Below are 19,021 nucleotides of genomic sequence, written 5' to 3'. Positions count from 1 at the left end.
GTGTTATTCGATCGTGATTGACTACGGTCATGACGGAAGGCGCCGCGGTCGGACCTCGGACCCCCGGGGCCGGCGAGATGTTCCAGCTCCTGCGCGACGGACGCGCCCGGACGCGGGCGGAGCTCGCGACCCTCACCGGCCAGGCCCGGTCGACCGTCGCCGGGCGGATCGACGCGCTCATGGCCGCCGGCCTCATCGCCCCCGCCGGAGAGGCGACCTCCACCGGAGGGCGGCCCCCCGCCACCTTCGCGTTCAACCCGTCGTCGCAGGTCGTGCTCGGCGTCGACCTCGGTGCCACGCACGCCCGGCTCGCCGTGACCGACCTGGCCTCCACCGTGCTCGCCGAGCTCGACGCGCCCCTCGCCATCGCCGACGGGCCCCGTCCCGTGCTCGACTGGGTCGCGGACGCCGGGCGGAAGCTGCTCGAGACGGCGGGCCGGGACGTCGGCGACCTGGCCGGCGTCGGCGTCGGTCTGCCCGGCCCGGTCGAGCACGCGACCGGGCACCCGAACAACCCGCCGATCATGCCCGGCTGGGACGACGCCGACGTACCCGGCATCCTCCGCGGCCACTTCGACGCACCGGCGCTGGTCGACAACGACGTGAACATCATGGCGCTCGGCGAGCACCGCATGGCCTGGCCCGACGTCTCCGACCTCATCCTCGTCAAGGTCGCCACGGGCATCGGCGCCGGCATCATCGCCGACGGCGCGCTGCGGCGCGGCGCGCAGGGCGCGGCCGGCGACATCGGGCACGTCGCCGTCCCCGGCGCCGAGGAGGTGGTGTGCCGGTGCGGGAACGTGGGCTGCCTCGAGGCGATCGCCAGCGCCCAGGCGCTCGCCGTCCGGCTGGGCGCCGACGGGCTGGACGTCGCCGGGCCGGCCGACGTCGTCGCGCTCGTGCGCGGCGGAGACGTCACCGCCGGCCGCGCCGTGCGCCAGGCCGGCCGCGAGATCGGCAGCGTCCTCGCGGCCACCGTCAGCCTGCTCAACCCGTCGGTCATCGTGCTCGGCGGCATCCTCGCCGAAGCGGGCGAGCACCTGCTGGCAGGCATCCGCGAGGTCGTCTACCGGCGGTCGCTGCCGCTGGCCACCCAGCACCTGCGCATCGCCGTCGCGCGCACGGGGGCGCAGGCCGGGGTGCTGGGCGCCGCCGCGATGGCGGCCGACCACGCCCTGTCGCCGGAGGCCGTGGACGCGCTCACGGCCTGACGGCGCCGTCCGTACGATGCCGGGCATGACCTCGGCGTTCACCGGACTCCTCGCCTACCCGATCACGCCGCTGGCCGAGGACGGGTCCGTGGACCTCGACGGGCTGGCCGGCCTCGTGGGCGCGGCCGTCGCCGCGGGCGTGGACGGCGTCGTCCTGCTGGCGACGTCCGGCGCCGGGGTCTCGTTCGACGACGCCGAGCGCGACGCCGTGGTCCGCGTCGCCGTCGCCGCCGCGGGCCGCGCCCCCGTCCACGCCGGCGTGGCCGGGGAGTCGGCGCACCGGGTCGTCGCCCGCGCCAGGGCCGCGGTCGACGCCGGCGCCTCGGGGCTCGTGCTGCCCCCGTTCGCGTACCTGCCGCTCGACGACGCGGAGGTGCGCGCCCTGTACGCGCGGGTCGCGACCGCTGTGCCGGGCGCGCCGGTGTGCTTCTACAACAAGCCCGTGCAGCTCGGGTTCGACGTCTCCCCCGACCTGCTCGCGACGCTGCGCGACGACGGCTCCGTGGTCGCGGTCAAGGATCCCGCGTCGCTGCCGTCCCGACCCGCCGGGCGGGTCGCCGCGCTGCGCGCCGCGGGCGTCGTCGTCGGGCTGAGCGGAGACCCGGCCCTGACCGACGGAGCCGAGCCCGCCGACGCCTGGCACACCGGGCTCGCGGCCCTCGCCCCCGCCGAGTACGTCGCCGTCCGGCGCGCCCGCGTCGGGCGCTCGGAGGCCGCCGACGCCGCACGGACGTGGCTCCACGACCTCGCCCGAGCGGTCGCGGCGACGGGGCGGCCCCTCGCCGCGCTGCACGCCGTCGCGACCCTGCTGGGCACGCCGACCGCGCCGCCGCGTGACGCGCTCGTGCCGCTCACCGCGGCGGACGGGCAGGCGCTGCGGGACGTCGTCGCGCGCCGCCCCTGAGCGCGCGGCCCCCTTCCCGCGCCGCCGGACGTCAGGCCGCGCGCTCGAGCACCGCGACGTGCAGGTCCAGCAGGGCGGCGGTGCGCTCGCTCGGGCCGCGACCGAAGCCGCACTCCGTGGCGACGCCGACGGTCCGCTCGCCCAGCACCTGCGCGGCCGCCGCGAGCCGCCGCGTCGCGCCCTCGACGCCGTCCTCGTGGTGCAGGACGCCGAGGTAGAGCTCGGTGGCCGGGTCCAGCGCGAGGTCGCCGAGCGGCGCGACGTACGCGACGTCGTCGCGGTCGATCGGGACCGGCAGATGCACCCAGGTGATCGGGCGCGGCAGGGCCGCGACCAGGGCATTCGCCATCGCCACCAGGTGCCCGGTGTCCGCCGGCTCGACGAAGTGCTTCTCCGCGACGTCGCCGTAGCAGAGGTGGAAGCCGAGCTCGACCGCCTCGGGGACGTGCGCGGCGACGCGGGCAGCGCGCTGCGCGCATCCCAGGACGACGTCCTCGTCGCCGCCCGCGTCCCGGTCGAACCAGGCCCGCGCGGCGCCGCCGCCCAGGTTCGCGCCCTCGACGAACGCGAAGTCGGTGGCGAGCTCGACCTGGATCGCGAGATCGGCGGCGGGGACGGCGGCGAGGATCTCGTCGAGCTCGCGCAGCACCGCCGCCTCGTACGCCGGGTACACCGCCGCGCGGTCGCCCGGCGCGACGAACGTCGTCACCGCCGCCAGGGGCGACGGGATGCCGACCTGGAACCGCGTGCCCGGCGCGATCGCGCCCTCGGCGCGCAGGGCCGCGAAGTCGGCGTAGGAGGCGAGGGCGGCGTCCGCGTAGCCCAGGGGGCCGAACCGCAGCCCGTCGGCCGGCACCGAGCCGTCCAGCACGTGCGGGCGCACGTCGAAGCCCGCCACGACGACGGGCTCGTCTCCCACGCGCGACAGCCCCTCGACCGCCTCGAACCGCGCGCCCTGGAACAGGATCCAGTGGAACCGCTCGCCCACCTCGCCGTCCGGGATGCGGCGGGCGTGCACGCCGAGCCGCGCCGCGACGGTGCGCAGCGTGTCGCGCGCGGTCGGGAGGTTCACGGAGCCCACGAGGTGGGCGCCGCGCAGTGTCAGGTGAGCAAGCGGGCTGTCATGCACCCGCGCATCGTAGTCTCGGGCGTCAGTCGGCCTCGTCCCCGTCCGCGCTGCCGTCCGCGCCGCCGTCCGTGCCGTCGCCCAGCGCCGCGGGGCCGCCCTCGAGCAGGCGGGTGAACCCCGCCTCGTCGAGGATCGGCAGGCCGAGGTCCTCCGCCTTCGCGGCCTTCGAGCCCGCGTTCTCGCCCACGACGACGTAGTCGGTCTTCTTCGAGACCGACCCGGCCGCCTTGCCGCCCGCGGCGAGGATCGCCTCCTTCGCCCCGTCGCGGCTGTAGCCCTCGAGCGAGCCCGTGACCACGACCGTGAGGCCGGCGAGCGGCCCGCTCGGGCCCGCGTCCGCCTGCGCCGCCATCGCCTCCGGCCCAGGGTGGTCGGGGATCCAGGTCCGCACGCCGGCGGCCTGCCAGCGGTCGACGATCTCGCGGTGCCACTCGACGTCGAACCAGGCCAGCAGCGCGTCGGCGATGATCGGGCCGACGCCCTCGACGGCGGCCAGCTCCTCGCGCGACGCGGCGCGGATCGCGTCGAGCGAGCCGAACCAGCCCGCGAGCGCCCGGGCGGCGACGGGCCCGACGTGGCGGATGTTAAGGCTGACGAGGATGCGCCACAGGTCCTTGGTCTTGGCGAGCTCGAGCTCGTCGAGGAGCTTGGTGGCCGCGGCCGTCGGCTCGTACTCGGGCAGGGCCTCCCCCGCCGCCTCGGCCTCGGCGCGGCGGGCCCGGGTGTACGTGACCTTCTTGCGGAACGGCGTCCGGCGCCGGGCGACGCCGTCGTCGTCGACCTTGGGCAGGCCCGTCTCGGCGTCGCGCACGACGACCTCGATGGGCAGCAGCTCGTCCAGCGTGAGGTCGAACAGGCCCGCCTCGGTGCGCAGGGGCGGGGTCTCGGGCACCTCGGGCTGCGTGAGGGCGGACGCCGTCACCTCGCCGAGCACCTCGACGTCGAGTCCTCCGCGCGAGCCGATGTGCTCGACGCGGCCGCGTACCTGCGCCGGGCAGGACTCCGCGTTGGGGCAGCGCAGGTCGACGTCGCCCTCCTTCATCGGCCGCAGCGGGGTGCCGCATTCTGGGCACCGCTCGGGCATGACGAAGTCCTCGCGCGGGTAGCCGTCGTCGGCCAGCGCCGTCACCGGGCCCAGGATCTCGGGGATGACGTCGCCCGCCTTGCGCAGCACGACCATGTCGCCGATGCGGACGCCCTTGGCCTTCACCACGTCCTGGTTGTGCAGTGTGGCCTGCCGCACCGTGGACCCCGCCACCAGGACCGGCTCCATCACGGCGTACGGCGTGGCGCGGCCGGTACGGCCCACGCCCACCTGGATCGCCACGAGCCGGGTGGTGACCTCCTCGGGCGGGTACTTGTAGGCGATGGCCCACCGCGGGGCACGGCTCGTGGCGCCGAGCCGCTGCTGGTCGGCGAGCGCGTCGACCTTGACGACGATGCCGTCCAGCTCGTGCTCGATGTCGTGCCGGTGGGCGCCGAACCACTCGATCATCTCGACCACGCCGTCGATCCCCTCGACCACGCGGTTGTGCGGCGAGACGGGCAGGCCCCAGCGCGCGAAGTGCTCGTACGCCTCCGACTGCCGGGCCAGCTCCGTGTGCTCGCCCGCCGTCCACTGCAGCGCGCCGATGCCGTGCACGTACAGGCGCAGGGACTCCACGCGGGCGACGCCGGCCTCGAGCTCCATGCCCTCCTTCTTGTCGAGCAGCTGGCGCAGCCCCCCGGCCGCCGCGTTCCGCGGGTTCGCGAACTGCGGGAACCGGCGGAGCGCGGCGACGCGGGCGCGCTCCTCGTCGAACGGGCGCGCGGACGTCGCCCGGCCGTCGTGCCGCGCCCGGGACTCGGCGACGACCCGGTCGCGCAGCTCCGCCTGCAGTGCGTTGAGCCGCTCGAACGACGCGACGGGGATGAAGACCTCGCCGCGGATCTCGACGAGGTCGGGGTGGCCGTCGCCCGCCAGCCGCCGCGGGATGTCGGCGATCCGCAGCGCGTTCTGCGTGACGTCCTCGCCCGTGCGGCCGTCGCCGCGGGTCGCCGCGCGCACCAGGCGCCCCTTCTCGTACAGGAGGGCGATGGCCAGCCCGTCGATCTTCACCTCGGACAGGTAGCCGACGTGCTCCGCCCCCAGGTCGCGGGCGACCCGCGCGTCCCACGCCCGCAGCTCGTCGACGGAGAACACGTTGTCGAGGCTGAGCATGCGCTCGACGTGCTCGACGGTGGCGAAGCCGGCGGCCGCCGTCCCGCCCACCCGCTGCGTCGGGGACTCGGGCGTCTGCAGCGCCGGGTGCGCGGCCTCGATCGCCGCGAGCTCGTGCATCCGCGCGTCGTACTCGGCGTCGGACACCCGGGGGGCGTCGTCCTCGTAGTACGCGCGCTGGTCCTCCTCGACGAGGGCGACCAGCTCAGCCCAGCGGCGCTGGGCGGCGGCCTCGTCGAGCACAGGGTCCGGCGCAGAATCGAGCGAGCTGTTCTCCGTGTCCGTCACGGACCCATCTTGCCGCGAGCCGCCGACACCGGCCGGGTCCGGCGCTCGACCGCGCCCGACCTGCGAGAGGGCCTGTCCCCGCACTGTCCGAACCGCTACGATTCTGGCGATTTGGCCCCCTCTCGACCGACAGCAAGGACGCTCATGAAGATCGCCGTCGTCGGCGCCGGCTTCGCCGGCCTGGCCAGCGCCAAGGTGCTCCGCGAGTTCGGGCACGACGTCACCGTGCTCGACAAGGCCCCCGACGTCGGCGGCGTGTGGAGCGCGAGCCGGCGCTACTCGGGCCTCACCACCCAGAACAACAAGGGCTCGTACGCCTTCTCCGACCTGCCCATGCCGAAGGACTACCCGGAGTGGCCCAGCGGCCAGCAGGTGCAGGCGTACCTCGAGCGGTATGTCGACCTGCACGACCTGCGCGGCGCGCTCCGGCTGTCCACCGAGGTGGTGCGCGCGGAGCTCACGCCCGCGGAGGACGGCTGGCTCGTCACGGCACGACGGGCGGGCGAGCCGGTCGGCGAGCCCGAGCGCTTCGACCACGTCGTGGTCGCGAACGGCATCTTCTCCGACCCGGTGATCCCGCGCTTCGAAGGCCTCGCGCAGCTGCTGCGCGCCGGCGGCAAGGTCGTCGCCTCGAGCCAGCTCACGTCCCTCGAGGACGCGCGCGGCAAGCACGTCGTCGTGGTCGGGTACGGCAAGTCCGCGTGCGACGTCGCCGCCGAGATCGCCCCGGTCGCCGCGAGCACCCAGGTCGTCGCGCGGCACCTGCTGTGGAAGCTGCCCAAGCGGCTCGGCAACGTGCTCAACTACAAGTACCTCCTGCTCACCCGGATGGGCGAGGGCCTGTTCCGCTACGAGACCGTGTCCGGCGGCATGGAGAAGTTCCTGCACGGCCCGGGCAACGGCGTGCGGAGGTCGATGCTCGCCAGCGTCGGCGCGGTCTCCGTCAAGCAGTTCCGCCTGCGGGAGCTGGGGCTCGTGCCGCGGGGCGAGTTCGCCGACATCGCCCGCTCCACGGTCTCCCTCGCCACCGACGGCTTCTTCGAGCAGGTGGCCGCGGGGGCCATCGACGTGCGCCGCGAGGCCGAGATCGAGCGCCTGGGCGTCGACGACGGCGGCGCCCCCGTCGCGGTGCTCGACGACGGCACCACCGTGCGCGCGGACCTCGTGGTGTGCGGCACGGGCTTCCACCAGCGCGTGCCGTTCCTCGACGACGACCTGCAGGCGCGCCTGCTCGACGACCGCGGCAACTTCCAGCTCTACCGGCAGGTGCTGCCGCACGACGTACCGCACCTGACGTTCGCCGGGTACAACTCGTCCCTGTTCAGCCCGCTGTCGGCCGAGGTCGCCGCGCTGTGGACCGCCGCCCACCTCGCGGACGCCGTGGACCTGCCGTCCGTGGACGAGCGACGGCGGCTCGTCGCCGACCGCGTGGACTGGATGGAGAAGCGCACCGAGGGCAAGCACGCCCGCGGCACCAACGTCATCCCGTTCTCGCTGCACCAGATCGACGAGATGCTGGCGGACCTCGACCTCCAGCTGCCGGCGGCCACGCGGGCCGGTCAGTGGCTGCTGCCGGTGGACCCGAAGGCGTACCGCCACCTGCCCGGACGGCTGCGCGCGCGGCTCGGCTGACGTCGCGGCCGGGCGGCGGTCACCGGAAGCGGACCGGGAGCTCCCGGGGGTAGCGGACCCAGGCGGAGCGCACGGGCTGCACGTCGGCCGGAGCGACGGCGAGCTCCAGGTCCGCGACGCGGGCGAGGACGTGCCCCACGACGGTCCGCGTGATCAGCGGGGCCGTGCGGTGCGCCGGGCACGCGTGCGCGCCCGTCCCCCAGGTGAGGTGGAAGCGGGCGTCGGCCTGCTCCCAGAGGTCGGCGCCCCGCACGGCACGGTCCGCGTTGGCGGCCGCCACCGCGGGGACGACGGCGTCGCCCGCCGCGATCGCCTGTCCGCCCAGCTCGCCGTCGGCGAGGGCGTACCGCGGCCGCAGGTGCGGCAGGGGCGGCGCGTCGCGGGCCACCTCGTCGAGCGCGTCGTCGAGGGAGAGGCGGCCGCCGTGCAGCCGGGCGGCGAACGCGGGGTCCGCGAGCAGCCGCTGCAGCGCGGTCGCGATCCACGCGATCTCGGCGTCGTGCGCCGTGGCGAACACGAGCGCGACGGCGGCCATCACCTCGAGGTCGTTCGCGTGCGCGGGGTGCGCGAGCAGCGCGGACGTGAGGTCGTCGCTCGGTTCCGCCCGGCGTCCGGCGACGAAGCCCGCGAGCAGGTCCTCCGCCTCGAGGGACGCCGGGTACGCGTCCTCCGTGCCGGAGCGCTGGGCGACGGTGAGTTCGTGCATCCGGCGCGCGTCCGCGAGCGTCATGCCGAGCAGGTCGGCCAGCACCCGCACCGGGACGTCGACGGCGTAGTCGGCGACGAGGTCCACGGTGCCCGCCGTGCCTGCACCGCCGCGCGCGGCCAGGCGGTCCAGCACCGAGACGCAGGCGACCTCCGTCGTGCGGCGCACGCGCCGGTCCTCGACGGCGCCCAGCGCGTCGGCCAGCGGGGTGCGCAGCCGCCGGTGCTCCGCGCCGTCGCGGTCGTGGGCGCCGTCGCGCGGCGCGAGGACCGCGCGGGTCGCCGAACGCCGTCCGACCAGGCCGTCGGCCTCGTACCACCAGTGCCGCGCGTCACGGGAGAACATCGCCTCGTTGCGCAGGACGGCGGCGACCTCCGCGTGGCCGAGCGCGAGCCATGCCGGCACGCCGGGCTCGAGGTCGACCGGCGCGAGCGCGCCCCAGCGCGAGCGCAGCGCCTCGTACCGCGCGGCCGGGTCGGGCGCCCCCGCCAGGTCGGCGAGCAGCGGCCGGTCGGCCACGTCCTCGAGCCGCACCACACGCACCGCCCCGGTGAGGCTCACGCGGCCTCGCCCGCGCGGGCCAGGCGCACGGCGTGCGCGACGAGCGCCTGCAGCGCCGCCACGGCCTGCCGCCGCTCGCGCAGGTCGCCCGCGACGACGGGGGTGCCGGGCGGCAGGTCGAGCGCGGCGCGCACGGCGTCGGTGGCGTGCCGCGGCGCGTCCGGGAACTCGTTGACCACGACGGTCACCGGCAGCGCGGTGTGCTCCTCGAGCTGGTCCAGCACCTCGAAGCTCTCCTCCAGGCGGCGCGTGTCCACCACGACGAGCGCACCCACCGCGCCCTCGGCGAGCCCCGCCCACAGGTCCCAGAAGCGCTTCTGACCGGGGGTGCCGAAGAGGTACAGGGCCGTGGTGCCGCCCACCGTGACGCGGCCGAAGTCCATCGCGACCGTCGTCGTGGTCTTCTCCCCCAGCCGCGGGTCGACGCCCACGCTGGCCGCCGTGATCGTCTCCTCCGTGCTCAGCACGGGGATCTCGCTCACCGCGCCGATGAGCGTCGTCTTGCCCACGCCGTACGCGCCCACCACGAGCACCTTGACCGACCGCTCGACCGTCGGCGCGAGGTGCAGGGAGGCCGGGTCGACGGCTGGCGGCTCAGAACTGGCGGAGACCATCGAGGACCTCCTCCAGCAGGTCGACGCCCGGCAGGTCGTGGCTCGCCGGCGAGCGGACCGCCAGGTAGCCGGCGTCGAGCAGGTCGGAGGCGAGGACGGCGACCAGGCTGGTGGGCAGGCGCAGGTGCGCGGCGAGCTCCGCGAGGGCGAGGGTGCCGCGGCACGTCTCGAGCAGCGCCCGCTCGTGCCGGCCCGCGCCGACGGGCAGCTCGCGGCCGTCGTCCACCGCGCACAGCAGCGTCTCGGGCCGCAGCGTGTTCCGGCTGGGGTGCGCCCGCCCGCCCGTGAGGACGTACGAGCGCACCGGGTGGTCGCGGTAGCCGTCCGTCATCGGGGCTCCCCGGCGGCGGGCACGGGCGCGGGCACGGCAGCGGGAACAGAGGCGGGGCGCAGGACGTCGGTGCCGAGCGTGCGCTCGCCGATCATCAGCACCTGGGCCTGCATCTGCTGGGCCACGAGCCCCGGGTCGACGGCCGCGTCCGTCACGACCGCCAGCCGCGACCCGTCGCCCGCGCCGCGCACGAAGAGGAAGCCGCCGTCGAACTCGACGAGCACCTGGCGCAGCGCGTCGCCCGCGCCGAACTCCCGCCCCATGCTCATGCCGAGCGCGACGAGGCCGGCGCACGCCGCCGCGACCTTGTCGGCGGTGTCCGGGGGCGTGACGTCCGTGCGGACCTTGACCAACCCGTCCGAGCTCAGCACGACGACGTGGCGCACGCCCCGCACCCCCGCGACGAGGTCGAGCATCCAGCTGTCCGGGTGCGCCTGCGCGGGCGTCGCGTCGGTCGTGGGGGTCGTCATGAGTCCTCCGGGGTCGCGTCCGGCACGGCGGACGGCTGCTGGCTGGGGTGGGTGGTCGCGGTGCCGTCCACGGTCGCGGTGCCGTCGGCGGCGGCGTCCGCGGGGGGCCTGGCGTCGCGGTCGGCGGCGAAGAACGCACCGATCCACGCCCCGGCCTCCTCCGCGGTCTGCGCGGCGACGACGGCGGCCGGGGCGGACGTCGGCGCTGCCGGGACCGCGCGCAGCGCGCCCGTGGCCTCCTCGCCCGCGCGGCGCGAGCGCCGTTGCGGCAGGGTCGGCACGGCGTCCGGCCCGGACGCCGCGGCAGCCGGGGACTCGGGGGCGGGCCGAGCCTCGGGACGGGCCTCGGGCCGCGCGTCCCGGGCGGGCGGCTGCGGCCACGGCTCGTCGACGCCCGGGGCGAGCGTGTCGGGCACCGCGGCGGCGGTGGTGACGAGCTCGGCGGGCACCATGACGACGGCCCGCAGGCCGCCGTACACGGACTCGCTGAGGTCCACGCGCAGGTCGAAGGCGCGGGCGTAGGACCCCACGACCGCGAGGCCGGTCTGCGGCACCTCCCCGAGATCGGCGATCCCGACGGGCCGGGCGCCGGAGGCGACGGCGCGCACCCGGTCCAGCTCCCGGGCGGCCATCCCGACGCCGCAGTCGTCGATCTCGACGACGGCGCCGCGCTGCACCTGCCGGACCGCGACGAGCACCTGGGTGCTGGGCGGCGAGCACTGGGTCGCGTTGGCGAGCAGCTCGGCGAGCACGTGCACGACCGGCTCCACCGCGCGCCCGACCACGGCCAGCCCCGGGTCGCCGGACACCTCGACGCGCTGGAACGCCGTGATCCTCCCGGCGGCCGCGCGCACGACGTCGGGCAGGGCCAGCGGGTCGTCCCAGGTCTGGCCCGGTCGCCGACCGCAGAGCGCGACGAGGTTCTGCGCCTGGCGCGCGTGCTGCGCGGCGGCGTGATCGATCCGCATGGACGTCTGGAGCACGTCCGGGTCGGCCGCGTGCCGCTGCACCATGCGCGCCGCCTCCTCCTGGATGCGGTGCGCCGAGGCCTGCACCTTGCGCCCGAGGGCGACGACCGCGGTCTCGACGGCCGCGTGCTCGTCGTCGCGGGCCTCGCGGGCCCGCGCGAGCTCGGTGGTCGCGTCGTCGAGCGCACCCGTGGCGGCCGCGAGCTCCGCCGTCCGGGCGTCGAGGTCCGCCTGCAGCGCGGCGCGTCCGCGGTCGCCCCGCGCGGCGGCACGGGACAGCGCCACGACCGCGACGACGACGAGCAGCGCGGCGCCGCCGCACAGCGCCGCCGCGCCCGCGGGCGTCAGCCGGTCGCCGAGCACCGGCACGGCCGCGAGGCACAGGACGGCCGCGGCCGCGCAGAGCTGAGCGGGTAGCCGGGCCGCGGCGCGCGTCGTCGCGCGCGAGCCGGCAGAGGTCGTCGTGCTCACCGCACCCCCGTGGGTGGAAAGGTCGGGTCCCTGGGGCCGCGACCGCGCCGTTCGAAAGCGGCGTTCTCCGCGAAACCCCTGGAACGTCCATAGCGGGATCAATGCCCTGACCAGGAGTTTCTACCACGGGCACCCCCGCGGTGAAAGGTCCGGCCGACCGTCGGCGCGCCCGGCGGCTAGGGTGCCCAGCATGACCGCCGAGCCCGTCGAGACCACCCCACCGTCAGCCCCACCCGCCGCCCCGGCGACCCCGCTCGACCCGGCCCGGCCGGACCCGTTCGCGTGGCTCGAGGAGGTCGAGGGCGCCGAGGCGCTGGACTGGGTGCGCGCGCGCAACGACCACGCGCACGCGACCGTCGGCGCCGCCCCGGGCTTCGCGGGGACCGAGGCGGCGATCCGGGAGGTGCTCGACTCCGACGAGCGCATCCCCGACGTGTCCCGGATCGGCGACCACCTGTACAACTTCTGGCGCGACGCCGAGCACGAGCGCGGCCTGTGGCGCCGCACCACGCTCGACTCCTACCGCACCGACGCCCCGGAGTGGGAGACGGTGCTCGACCTCGACGCGCTCGCCGCGGCGGAGGGCGAGAGCTGGGTGTGGCACGGCGCGTCACTGCTGCGCCCCACGCCGGAGCAGCTCGCCGAGGGCGAGCCCTGGCGCCGCGCGCTGGTCGACCTCTCCCCCGGCGGGTCGGACGCGGACGTCACGCGCGAGTTCGACCTCGTCGCCAAGCGCTTCGTCCCGGCCGCCGAGGGCGGCTTCGAGCGCGACACCGCGCGCGACGACGGCCGCACCGGCGCCAAGGGCGGCCTGGCGTGGGCCGACGAGGACACCGTGTACGTGTTCACCGACTTCGGTCCCGGCACGACGACGCCCTCGGGCTACCCGCGCATCGTGAAGCTCTGGCGCCGCGGCACGCCGGTCGAGGACGCCGTCGTCGTGTACGAGGGCACCGACGACGACATGTACATCTCGGCGCGCCGCTCGCGCACGCCGGGCTTCGAGCGCGACGTCGTGAGCCGCTCGATCGCCTTCTACCGGTCCGAGACCTTCCTCGTCGAGGCGGTCGGCACGCCCGACCAGCGCCTGACGAAGATCGACGTGCCCGAGTCCGCGGAGGTCGGCTTCCACCGCGAGTGGCTGCTGGTCGAGCTGCGCGACGACTGGACGCCCGCGGGCACCACCTACGCCGCAGGCTCGCTGCTGGCCGCCCGGGCGGACGCGTTCCTCGCCGGCTCGCGCGACCTCACCGTCCTGTTCGAGCCCACGCCGTCGACGTCGCTGGTCGGCGCCGCGTGGACCCGCCACCACCTGGTGGTCAACGTGCTCGACGACGTGAAGAACGCCGTGCACGTGCTCACGCCGCCCGGCGACGCGACCCTCGACACCTCCCTCGACACGATGACCGGCGCGTCCTGGACCCGCTCGGAGCTGCCGCTGGGTGGCGGCCTCCTCACCGTGGGGGTGCGCGCCGTCGACCCGCTGGACAGCGACGACGTCTGGGTCACGACCACCGGCTACCTCACGCCGTCCACGCTCGCGCTCGCGACCGTCGCCGGTCCGGGCGCGGAGCCGGGCGAGCCGGAGCCACTGAAGGCCGCCCCGGCGTACTTCGACGCGGACGGCATGGTCGCGGTGCAGCACTTCGCCACCTCCGACGACGGCACCCGCGTGCCGTACTTCGTCGTCGGCCGCCAGGACCTGGTCGAGCCCGACCCGGCGACGCCGGGCACCGCGCCCACGCTGCTGTACGGGTACGGCGGCTTCGAGATCCCGCTGCTGCCGGGGTATTCGGGCACGGTGGGCCGGGCGTGGCTCGCCCGCGGCGGTGTGTACGTCGTCGCGAACATCCGTGGCGGCGGCGAGTACGGCCCCGCCTGGCACCAGGCGGCGCTGCGCGAGCGCCGGCACAAGGCGTACGAGGACTTCGCCGCCGTCGCACGCGACCTCGTGGCCCGCGGCATCACGACGCCCGAGCACCTCGGTGCGCAGGGCGGCTCCAACGGCGGGCTGCTCGCCGGGAACATGCTCACGCAGTACCCCGACCTGTTCGGCGCGGTCGTGGTGCAGGTGCCGCTGCTGGACATGAAGCGGTACTCGCACCTCCTCGCGGGCGCGTCGTGGGTGGCCGAGTACGGCGACCCCGACACCGACGACTGGGAGTTCGTCCGCACGTTCTCGCCCTACCACCTGCTCGACGGCGACCGCGCCTACCCGCCGGTCCTGTTCACGACGTCGACCAAGGACGACCGCGTGCACCCGGGCCACGCGCGCAAGTTGGCGGCGCTCATGCTGGCCTCGGGCGGGCCGGACGCGGACGTGACGTACTACGAGAACGTCGAGGGCGGCCACGGCGGCGCCGCCAACAACGCGCAGGCCGCGCACATGTCCGCGCTGGCCTGGACGTTCCTGCGCGAGCGCCTCGCCTGACACCGGGGCCCGGCGGGCGCGCCCGCCGGGCCCCGGTGTCAGGCCGTCCCGAGGGCCGCGCGCACCGACGCCCACGACGCGAGCTGCGCGCGGACGTCCTCCCGCGTCTCCGTGGCCAGGGCCTCGGTGTAGGCGCGCTCGAGCACGTCGTCGACGAGCACCTTGGCGCCGGTGGCGGCCGACTCGACCGCCGCGGCCACCATGACGAGGCTGAGCACGTTCTCGTGCACCTCGCCCATGGGCGTCGGACCGCCGTCGAGGGCCGCCAGGAAGGCCGCCAGCGACCCGGCGATCCCGTCGCCGGGGTCGGCGCCCTCCGCAGCGTCGTGCAGCCCGTCGCGCGGCCCTTCGACGACCGGCTCGTGGTCGCCGTCCCAGAGCGCGGTGCCGTCCCGTCCCGACAGGCGCCAGGCCCCGTTCCACGACGTCTCCCGGCCGGGGCTGCACCAGCTGCCCGTGTAGGCGTAGCGGACGCCCCCCGTCATCTCGAAGACCGCGGTCGCCGCGGCGTCGCCGGCGTACCAGCTCCACGAGGGGTTGAACTCCTCGCAGTACACCGAGACGGGCTCGGCGCCGAGCAGGAACCGGGCGGTGTCGAACGGGTGGATCGCCATGTCGAGCAGCAGCGGGTGCGCCATCGCGTCGCGGAACCCGCCGAACCGGGGCGCCTTGAAGAACTCCGTGGTGAGCACGCCCAGGTCGCCCAGGGTGCGCGCCTGCTCCCGGAAGGCGAAGAGCTGGCGGTTGTAGCGGCGCGACTGGCTCACGACGAAGAGCTCCCCGGTCACCTCGGCGGCCGCGGCGAGCGAGAGGGCGCGCGGCACCGACTCGGCCACCGGCTTCTCGCCGAGCACGGGCAGCCCCGCGAACAGCGCCGCCGTGGTGACGGGGTGGTGCGCGGCCGGGACGGTGACGTTCACGATCGCGCGCGCGCCGGTCTCCCGGGCGAGCGCGACCGCGTCCGTCCCGACCGGAACGCCGTCGAGGCCGGCGTCCGCGAGCGCCCCGCGGGCGGCGTCGAGGTCGAGGTCGACGACGCCCGCGACCTCCGCCCCGGGCTCGGCCTGGATCGTCGCGAGCCACGCCCGGCCCATGCCGCCGGCGCCGACGAGGACGAGCGGGATGCTCACAGCCCGGCCTCCGCGGCGGCGGCGCGCGCCTCGTCGTTCAGCGCGCCGCCGTAGCCCTGGCCGCGGTAGAAGTCCTCGGTCTCGTAGCGCAGCAGGGTGGGGCTGGTCCGCTCGGGGCGCAGGGTCACGGCCCACTCGACGGCGTTGGAGATGACCTTGCGGACGCCGTCGTGGAAGTACGTGGGGTACTCCTGGTCGCCGGGGCGGAAGTAGAAGATCTTGCCGAAGCCGCGCCGGTAGGTGATACCGGAGCGGAACACCTCGCCGCCGGAGAAGGTGCTGAGGAAGACGGTCTCGTCCGGGGCGGGGACGTCGAAGAACTCCCCGTACATCTCGTCCTCCTCGATGATCATGGGGTGCGGGATGCCCTGGGCGATCGGGTGGGTCGGGTCGATCGTCCACACCAGCTCCCGGTCGTGCTCGGCGCGCCAGCGCAGGGTGCAGGTGGTGCCCATGAGCTTCATGAAGATCTTCGACCAGTGGCCGGAGTGCAGGACGATCAGCCCCATCCCCTCCAGCACGTGCCGGTGCACCCGCTCGACCACCTCGTCGGAGACGTCGCCGTGCGCGGCGTGGCCCCACCAGGTGAGCACGTCGGTGTCGCGCAGCACCTCCTCGGTGAGCCCGTGCTCGGGGTCGTCGAGCGTCGCGGTGCGCACGCGCACCCCGGCGCCGAGGTTCGCCTCGATGCCCTGCGCGACGGCGCCGTGCATGCCGTCGGGGTAGCGGGCGGCGACCTCGGGTTCGAGCTGCTCGTGGCGGTTCTCGCCCCAGACGGTGACGCGGATCGGTGCGGGAGTGGTGGTCATGAGGGTGCTCCGTTTCTGGTGGGTGGTGCTCGAGGGGCGTGCGGGCGTCACTTGACCGCCCCGCCGGTGGCTCCGGCGGCGACGTACTTCTGCGCGACGACGAGGAGGACGATCGCGGGGACGGACGCGAGGACGGCGGTCGCCATCACCGCGCTCCAGTCGTTCACGTAGGCACCGAGGTAGTTGTAGATGCCGAGCGTGACCGGCCGGACGTCCTCGGTGGTGGTCAGGGTCAGGGCGAACAGGAAGTCGCTCCACGTGAACAGAAAGGTGAAGAGGCCGGCCGTGATGAGGGCGTTGCGGCTGATCGGCAGCACGACCGAGACGAACGCACGCACCGGCCCGGCGCCGTCGACGAGGGCCGCCTCGACGACGGCCGGCGGCAGCGACTGCATGAAGGCGCGGCAGATGAGGATCGCGAACGGGATGCCCGCCGTCGAGTCCGCGAGGATCAGCCCGGGGATCGAGTTCAGCAGGCCGAGGTCGGCGTACGCGCCGTACAGGGCGTTGGCGATGACGATGCCTGGGATCATCTGGCTGATGAGGATCCCGAACAGGACCAGCCCGGCCCAGCGCAGCCGGAACTGGGCCAGCGCGTAGGCCGCCGGGACGGCGATCAGCAGGCTCAGGGCGACGCTGCCGACGGCGACCACGAGGCTCGTGACCAGGTTGGCGCCCTGGTCCGCGAGCGCCGTGCGGTAGCCGCTGAGGTCCGGGGACAGCGGCAGCCAGCTCGTGTCGACGGTCGCCCCGTTCGGCTGCAGCGACGCGTTGACCATCCAGTAGATCGGGAACAGCAGCACCGCGAGCACGGCGATGCCCGCCGCGGTGTGGAGCCAGGGGTGTCGGACGGTGCTCATGGGCCTCACTCATCCACGGCGCGCCGGTTGAGGCGCAGATAGACGGCAGCGAAGATCAGCGAGATCACGATGAGGATGTTGCTCACCGCGGCCCCCTGACCGAAGTCGAAGGTGGCGAACGACAGCTGGTAGGACTGCGTGGCCAGCGTCTGCGTGGCGTTGGCGGGCCCGCCGCCCGTCAGCCCGAGGATGATGTCGAGCACCTTGAGGGTGTAGACGACGCCGAGCACCAGCACCACGGTCACGACCGGCCGCAGCATGGGCCACGTGATGTGCCGGAAGGCGCGCCAGCGGGTGGCGCCGTCGAGGGCGCCCGCCTCGTAGAGCTCGTCGGGGATGCCCTGCAGCCCGCCGTGCAGGATGACGGCGTTGAAGGGGATGCCGATCCAGACGTTGACGACGATGACGGTGACCAGGGCCAGCGACGTGCTGCTCAGCCACGGCACGCCCGTGTCCACGAGGCCGGTGCCGACGAGCACGCGGTTGAGGGCGCCGGACTCGGTGTCGAGGATCCACTTCCACACGGCGCTGGCGGCGATGAGCGGGATGAGCCACGGCAGCAGGATGAGCGACCGCAGGAAGCCGGAGAGCGGGAACCGGCGGCGGAAGAACAACGCGACCGCGAGGCCCAGCACGAACTGGCCGGCGATGGACCCGATCGTGAACAGGACCGTGTTGAGCAGCGCTGTGCGGAACAGCGGGCTGCCGACGACCTCGCGGTAGTTGTCGAGGCCGGCCCACGGCGCCTCGCCGGTGAAGAACGTCGAGATCGTGTAGTGCTGGAAGCCCATCACGACGTTCTGGACGACGGGGTACCCGTAGAACAGCAGCAGGTAGAGCACCGCGGGGCCGAGGAACAGCAGCGTGACGAGCCGGCGGTTGCGGTGCCGCGCCCCGGGGCGCCGGGCCGGCGGGGGCGCCGTCGCGAGCGCGGGCGAGGCGGCACGGATGGTCGTCGTCATACGTACTCCTGCGCTTCCTCAAGGGCGTCCAGCCCCGTGGCCTGGCCGGAGACCGCGAGCTGGACGGCGGTGTACAGGGCGGTGGCCGTCGCGGGCCACTCGGCGCCGAGCTCGGCCGTGCGGGCGCGGGCCCCGCGGACGAGGTCGGCGAACGCGGCCATCTCGGGACGGCGCTCGAGGAACGGCTCGATGAGTGCCGGCCGGCCGGGCACGGTGGAGCGCTCCGCCGCCATGGACACGAGGCTCTCGTCCGAGAGGAACTCCGCGAGGACCCGACCGGCGAGCCGTTCCTTGGTGCGGTCCCCCGTGGCGGGGACGGTCCACACCTCGCCGCCGAGGGGTGCGACGGGCCGCTGGGTGGCCGGGTCGCGCACCGGCAGGGTGACGACGTCGTACTCGAGGCCCTCGATCGTCTCCAGCTCGGGGATCTGCCAGGGACCGTTGACCATCATGGCGGCGCGTCCGGCGACGAACTGGTCCTTGACGTCCGCCTGGCTCCAGTTCAGCACCGACGTGGACGCGTGGCCGTCGGCGACGGTCCCGGCCAGAAGGTCGAGCCCGGCGGCGGCCTCCGGCGTCGCGATGTCGCGCTCGTCGGCCCCGTTCGACCAGAAGAACGGCAGGTACTGCCAGGTGCCCTCGTACGTGGAGTTGCCGCAGAACGCGAGGCCGTAGCGCGAGCCCCGGGTCAGCGCGGACGCCGCCTCGCGGAGCTCGGCCCAGGTGGTGGGTGGCGCGACGCCCGCCTCGTCCAGGGCCCGGACGTCGTAGAAGAGCGCGATGGTGTTCACGGTCGGGGCGAGCCCGTAGACCCGCCCGTCGTAGGTGCCCGCCGAGGCGACGCCGTCGGTGTACCCGTCGGTGGGCACGCCGACCTCGTCGAACGGGCGCAGGGCCGTGGTCGCGGCGATCTGCTGCAGGTCCGGGTTGTCGAGCATGAGGATGTCCGGGAGCGTCCCGGACGATCCCTGCTGGAGCACGCGCTGGATCAGCGAGTCGCCGGCGACGGAGACGCGTTCGAGCGTCACGCCGACCTTCGCCGCGGCCGCGTCGAGGGCGGCACCGATGACCGTCCGGTCCGGGTCGTTGGTGTACGTGTCGAGGACGCGCAGGGTCCGCGGCGACGTCCCCGGCCCCTCGGAGCCGCACCCGGCCAGGAGCGCGGCCAGCGGCGCCAGCAGCCCGGCGGTGGTGACGGCCCGGCGCGAGACCGGACGGCCGGGCCAGGCCGGAGCCCGCCCGGGCATTCCTCCCGCCGTCGATGCGCATCGATGCTGCATGTGTCTCCACCTTCCTCGTCATCGGTTCGGGTAGCGGTGCGGAGTCTCGCTGCGGTCGCGGTCA

16 protein-coding genes are annotated in these 19,021 nt (G+C 75.1%); 4 read left to right on the top strand and 12 right to left on the bottom strand.

The window, feature by feature from the left end; genetic code table 11:
* The first annotated feature begins 29 nt into the window (after positions 1 to 29).
* Entirely contained in the window at positions 30 to 1,211 is a 1,182-nt protein-coding gene (locus ACQP60_RS17795; protein ID WP_429735321.1) for an ROK family transcriptional regulator, read from the top strand.
* Between the two features lie 25 nt (positions 1,212 to 1,236).
* Positions 1,237 to 2,115 (top strand): dihydrodipicolinate synthase family protein, encoded by an 879-nt coding sequence (locus tag ACQP60_RS17790; RefSeq protein ID WP_429735319.1) that lies wholly within the window; start codon positions 1,237 to 1,239, stop codon positions 2,113 to 2,115.
* 31 nt (positions 2,116 to 2,146) lie between these two features.
* On the opposite strand, the gene ACQP60_RS17785 is transcribed toward ACQP60_RS17790, so the two are convergent.
* Positions 2,147 to 3,244 (bottom strand): hypothetical protein, encoded by a 1,098-nt coding sequence (locus tag ACQP60_RS17785; protein WP_429735317.1) that lies wholly within the window; start codon positions 3,242 to 3,244, stop codon positions 2,147 to 2,149.
* 22 nt (positions 3,245 to 3,266) lie between these two features.
* Positions 3,267 to 5,732, bottom strand: a complete 2,466-nt coding sequence (gene ligA / locus ACQP60_RS17780) for an NAD-dependent DNA ligase LigA (protein ID WP_429735315.1) — start codon at positions 5,730 to 5,732, stop codon at positions 3,267 to 3,269.
* Positions 5,733 to 5,876: 144 nt separating this feature from the next.
* Here ligA and ACQP60_RS17775 point away from each other — a divergent pair, with 144 nt between their 5' ends.
* Positions 5,877 to 7,364, top strand: a complete 1,488-nt coding sequence (locus tag ACQP60_RS17775; RefSeq protein ID WP_429735313.1) for a flavin-containing monooxygenase — start codon at positions 5,877 to 5,879, stop codon at positions 7,362 to 7,364.
* A gap of 19 nt (positions 7,365 to 7,383) precedes the next feature.
* On the opposite strand, the gene ACQP60_RS17770 is transcribed toward ACQP60_RS17775, so the two are convergent.
* From ACQP60_RS17770 to ACQP60_RS17750, 5 genes are read right to left on the bottom strand one after another with little or no spacing between them, the layout of a single operon-like run.
* Complete coding sequence (locus tag ACQP60_RS17770) at positions 7,384 to 8,631, bottom strand: cytochrome P450 family protein (RefSeq protein ID WP_429735311.1); 1,248 nt, start codon at positions 8,629 to 8,631, stop codon at positions 7,384 to 7,386.
* Positions 8,628 to 9,245, bottom strand: a complete 618-nt coding sequence (locus tag ACQP60_RS17765) for a GTP-binding protein (protein ID WP_429735309.1) — start codon at positions 9,243 to 9,245, stop codon at positions 8,628 to 8,630. The genes ACQP60_RS17770 and ACQP60_RS17765 overlap by 4 nt, the downstream gene beginning before the upstream one ends.
* On the bottom strand, positions 9,226 to 9,576 hold the full coding sequence (locus tag ACQP60_RS17760; RefSeq protein ID WP_429735307.1) for a DUF742 domain-containing protein: 351 nt from the start codon (positions 9,574 to 9,576) through the stop codon (positions 9,226 to 9,228). Before ACQP60_RS17760 ends, ACQP60_RS17765 begins: the two co-directional genes overlap by 20 nt.
* Entirely contained in the window at positions 9,573 to 10,046 is a 474-nt protein-coding gene (locus tag ACQP60_RS17755) for a roadblock/LC7 domain-containing protein (protein WP_429735305.1), read from the bottom strand. The genes ACQP60_RS17760 and ACQP60_RS17755 overlap by 4 nt, the downstream gene beginning before the upstream one ends.
* Positions 10,043 to 11,485, bottom strand: coding sequence for a histidine kinase (locus ACQP60_RS17750; RefSeq protein WP_429735303.1), 1,443 nt, complete (start codon positions 11,483 to 11,485; stop codon positions 10,043 to 10,045). Before ACQP60_RS17750 ends, ACQP60_RS17755 begins: the two co-directional genes overlap by 4 nt.
* A 190-nt stretch (positions 11,486 to 11,675) precedes the next feature.
* Here ACQP60_RS17750 and ACQP60_RS17745 point away from each other — a divergent pair, with 190 nt between their 5' ends.
* Positions 11,676 to 13,916, top strand: a complete 2,241-nt coding sequence (locus ACQP60_RS17745; RefSeq protein WP_429735301.1) for a prolyl oligopeptidase family serine peptidase — start codon at positions 11,676 to 11,678, stop codon at positions 13,914 to 13,916.
* A gap of 38 nt (positions 13,917 to 13,954) precedes the next feature.
* On the opposite strand, the gene ACQP60_RS17740 is transcribed toward ACQP60_RS17745, so the two are convergent.
* Genes ACQP60_RS17740 through ACQP60_RS17720 form a run of 5 tightly spaced genes read right to left on the bottom strand, consistent with a single transcriptional unit; the run spans position 13,955 to position 18,957 of the window.
* Entirely contained in the window at positions 13,955 to 15,010 is a 1,056-nt protein-coding gene (locus ACQP60_RS17740) for a Gfo/Idh/MocA family protein (protein ID WP_429735355.1), read from the bottom strand.
* 32 nt (positions 15,011 to 15,042) lie between these two features.
* On the bottom strand, positions 15,043 to 15,855 hold the full coding sequence (locus ACQP60_RS17735; RefSeq protein ID WP_429735299.1) for a ThuA domain-containing protein: 813 nt from the start codon (positions 15,853 to 15,855) through the stop codon (positions 15,043 to 15,045).
* Between the two features lie 47 nt (positions 15,856 to 15,902).
* Positions 15,903 to 16,715 carry a carbohydrate ABC transporter permease gene (locus ACQP60_RS17730; protein WP_429735297.1) on the bottom strand — a complete coding sequence of 271 codons (813 nt, stop codon included), beginning with the start codon at positions 16,713 to 16,715 and terminating at the stop codon, positions 15,903 to 15,905.
* Positions 16,716 to 16,720: 5 nt separating this feature from the next.
* On the bottom strand, positions 16,721 to 17,677 hold the full coding sequence (locus ACQP60_RS17725; protein ID WP_429735295.1) for a carbohydrate ABC transporter permease: 957 nt from the start codon (positions 17,675 to 17,677) through the stop codon (positions 16,721 to 16,723).
* The gene (locus ACQP60_RS17720; RefSeq protein WP_429735293.1) at positions 17,674 to 18,957 is read right to left on the bottom strand and encodes a sugar ABC transporter substrate-binding protein; all 1,284 of its coding nucleotides are present in this window, start codon (positions 18,955 to 18,957) and stop codon (positions 17,674 to 17,676) included. The genes ACQP60_RS17725 and ACQP60_RS17720 overlap by 4 nt, the downstream gene beginning before the upstream one ends.
* Between the last annotated feature and the right edge of the window lie 64 nt (positions 18,958 to 19,021).

Source organism: Isoptericola variabilis (genome assembly GCF_050311655.1).
GTDB classification, from domain to species: domain Bacteria; phylum Actinomycetota; class Actinomycetes; order Actinomycetales; family Cellulomonadaceae; genus Isoptericola; species Isoptericola variabilis.
This window is presented reverse-complemented; position numbering and strand designations above follow the sequence as displayed.

What these genes read in the sequence shown, in the direction of transcription:
- ACQP60_RS17740 (WP_429735355.1), bottom strand. Translation starts at nt 15,010, where the DNA reads ATGGGCCGGGCGTGGCTCGCGACGATCCAGGCCGAGCCCGGGGCGGAG.
- ACQP60_RS17745 (WP_429735301.1), top strand. Translation starts at nt 11,676, where the DNA reads ATGACCGCCGAGCCCGTCGAGACCACCCCACCGTCAGCCCCACCCGCC.
- ACQP60_RS17730 (WP_429735297.1), bottom strand. Translation starts at nt 16,715, where the DNA reads ATGAGCACCGTCCGACACCCCTGGCTCCACACCGCGGCGGGCATCGCC.
- ACQP60_RS17720 (WP_429735293.1), bottom strand. Translation starts at nt 18,957, where the DNA reads ATGCAGCATCGATGCGCATCGACGGCGGGAGGAATGCCCGGGCGGGCT.
- ACQP60_RS17765 (WP_429735309.1), bottom strand. Translation starts at nt 9,245, where the DNA reads ATGGTCTCCGCCAGTTCTGAGCCGCCAGCCGTCGACCCGGCCTCCCTG.
- ACQP60_RS17725 (WP_429735295.1), bottom strand. Translation starts at nt 17,677, where the DNA reads ATGACGACGACCATCCGTGCCGCCTCGCCCGCGCTCGCGACGGCGCCC.
- ACQP60_RS17795 (WP_429735321.1), top strand. Translation starts at nt 30, where the DNA reads ATGACGGAAGGCGCCGCGGTCGGACCTCGGACCCCCGGGGCCGGCGAG.
- ACQP60_RS17775 (WP_429735313.1), top strand. Translation starts at nt 5,877, where the DNA reads ATGAAGATCGCCGTCGTCGGCGCCGGCTTCGCCGGCCTGGCCAGCGCC.
- ACQP60_RS17790 (WP_429735319.1), top strand. Translation starts at nt 1,237, where the DNA reads ATGACCTCGGCGTTCACCGGACTCCTCGCCTACCCGATCACGCCGCTG.
- ACQP60_RS17755 (WP_429735305.1), bottom strand. Translation starts at nt 10,046, where the DNA reads ATGACGACCCCCACGACCGACGCGACGCCCGCGCAGGCGCACCCGGAC.
- ACQP60_RS17760 (WP_429735307.1), bottom strand. Translation starts at nt 9,576, where the DNA reads ATGACGGACGGCTACCGCGACCACCCGGTGCGCTCGTACGTCCTCACG.
- ACQP60_RS17735 (WP_429735299.1), bottom strand. Translation starts at nt 15,855, where the DNA reads ATGACCACCACTCCCGCACCGATCCGCGTCACCGTCTGGGGCGAGAAC.